Annotated in this window: 5 protein-coding genes; 1 reads left to right on the top strand and 4 read right to left on the bottom strand. The window is 70.4% G+C overall.

The features are described from left to right. Positions 1-93: 93 nt before the first annotated feature. The 4 genes from ACZ4MF_RS48955 to ACZ4MF_RS48940 all read right to left on the bottom strand — a co-directional run bounded on the left by ACZ4MF_RS48955 (position 94) and on the right by ACZ4MF_RS48940 (position 982). The gene (locus ACZ4MF_RS48955) at positions 94-273 is read right to left on the bottom strand and encodes a hypothetical protein (protein WP_467500935.1); all 180 of its coding nucleotides are present in this window, start codon (positions 271-273) and stop codon (positions 94-96) included. 50 nt (positions 274-323) lie between these two features. After that, positions 324-512, bottom strand: coding sequence for a hypothetical protein (locus ACZ4MF_RS48950; protein ID WP_467500933.1), 189 nt, complete (start codon positions 510-512; stop codon positions 324-326). 186 nt (positions 513-698) lie between these two features. Next, positions 699-830 carry a hypothetical protein gene (locus ACZ4MF_RS48945; protein ID WP_467500931.1) on the bottom strand — a complete coding sequence of 44 codons (132 nt, stop codon included), beginning with the start codon at positions 828-830 and terminating at the stop codon, positions 699-701. 5 nt (positions 831-835) lie between these two features. Then, positions 836-982: a hypothetical protein gene (locus ACZ4MF_RS48940; protein WP_467500929.1), complete on the bottom strand. Its 147-nt coding sequence runs from the start codon at positions 980-982 to the stop codon at positions 836-838. 218 nt (positions 983-1,200) lie between these two features. Here ACZ4MF_RS48940 and ACZ4MF_RS48935 point away from each other — a divergent pair, with 218 nt between their 5' ends. Then, positions 1,201-1,671, top strand: a complete 471-nt coding sequence (locus tag ACZ4MF_RS48935) for a helix-turn-helix domain-containing protein (RefSeq protein ID WP_467500937.1) — start codon at positions 1,201-1,203, stop codon at positions 1,669-1,671. The last annotated feature ends 19 nt before the right edge of the window (positions 1,672-1,690 follow it).

Here is a 1,690-nt window from a genome sequence, read left to right as displayed (position 1 = left end):
AGGGCCGGTCCCCGACCGTCACCGCCACCACCGTCCTGCCCGAGCCGGTCGCCCCGCCGGACCTGCCGCTGCCCAGTCTGACCGAGCGCCGGGCTAATCGCCTTCCCGCCGACCAGCGGCCCCGGCGAGCCAGCCAGCCGTGGCGCCCAGGGTGGTGGCCACGGCTCGGCACGCCACCTCCTCGGTCAGGGCCGTGCCGAGCGATGCCTCGGGTCCCTCGTGGGTCACGCGTTCGGTGACCTCGGGGTGCGGTGGACGCAAGGCGACAGCCACGGCCGGGACGAGGTCGGTGAAGAGGTTGACGAGCAGGAGCTGGCGGGCAGTCAGAGGCGAGGTGCCGGTGGCGGCGGCGCCGAGGAGGGCAGTTTGACGCGGGCGAACAGAACCGGCTCCCGCGTCCGGCCGGTGAGCGCCCGTACCTTCTCCTGCGCGTGCTCGACGGCTCCCGGCGGCATCTGCCCCTGGGCCACCACCTGGATCTCGGGAGCCTGCTGTGGCGCCGATCGCTTCATGGGATCCTCCTTGCGTCGCATGTGCCACTAACCACACTTGCGCCCCTTGGGCCTGTACGCACGGGCACCATGTCAGTCCGTTGCCGATCAGCCTCCTTGTCCATGAGCGGGACATGGCGAATCACCCATGCAGCGACGGCCCCTTGGGCTGGTTCTGAGCGCAACCGGCCGGGGCACTACCGGATGTCAGCCAACGGCGATCTGAGTGCCGATGTCGCGCCCTGCGCAAATCGCAGGCATGGCGCCTGATGCCGCGACGTCGAATATGTGCATAACCAGGCCCTGCACCTCGGCCAGCACGAAAGCGGCCGTGTCCATCACCTTCACCCTCCGCTCGATCGCCTGCTGGTAGCGAGATGTGCGTACCGTTGCGCGTCCGGATGCGTCTTCGGACCGGTGTCGTAGGCGCCGTCGACGCCGCGCTTGGCGACCAGCGGTGCGTCGGCGGACAGCTCCAGGGCCCGCTGCACCGCGGCGTAGTGCTGGATTCCTCTTTCGGTGGGTATAGCTGCTGGTAGCGGGGCGGTTGCGGGTACTCGGGGGCGGGTGCTGGGTCATGGTGCTGAGGGCACGGCCGGGCCGTGACGAGGGCGAGCACGCGGTGGTCCACCGCCTGGCGTCGGCCAGAAAAGCGCCGAGGGATGTGGTGGAGCGGTGCCGGATGGTGGAGTTGAGCTGGGACGGGTGACTGGTCCCGCAGATCGCCGACGAGTTGAGGTGTGGTCAGAAGACGGTGCGCCGCTGGCTGCACCGCTTCAACCGCTCGGGGCTGGAGGGCCTGGAGGATCTGGGCGGGCAGGGACGCAGGCGAAGGATCACCGAAGCCGAACGCTCGAGGATCGTCGGCCTGGTCAAGCAGACCCCGCCCGGCCGACTCGAGGTGCAGCCGTCGAACGAGATGTGGACGGCGGACGAGTCAGGGCCCTCGGAGTGGACCCTGGACACGCTGGCCGTCGCGGCCCGGGACCTGGGTATCGAGGTCAGCCGCTCCCAGGTGCGCCGAATCCTGCTCGCGGAGGGGGTCCGCTGGCGGCGCACGCGATCCTGGACGCGCTCGAAGGATCCGGACTTCGAGGGAAAAGGACGCGGATCGTCGGGCTCTACACCAGCCCGCCCGCCGGCTCGACGGTGGTCTGCGCCGACGAGCTCGGCCCGGTGATCCCCCGCGCCTTCCCACC

The sequence above is a fragment of the Streptomyces sp. NPDC025793 genome (assembly GCF_055558375.1).
This window is presented reverse-complemented; position numbering and strand designations above follow the sequence as displayed.

Bases quoted from the DNA above. Each gene is read 5' to 3' on its own strand.
- ACZ4MF_RS48950 (WP_467500933.1), bottom strand. From the start codon at position 512: ATGAAGCGATCGGCGCCACAGCAGGCTCCCGAGATCCAGGTGGTGGCC.
- ACZ4MF_RS48945 (WP_467500931.1), bottom strand. From the start codon at position 830: ATGGACACGGCCGCTTTCGTGCTGGCCGAGGTGCAGGGCCTGGTTATG.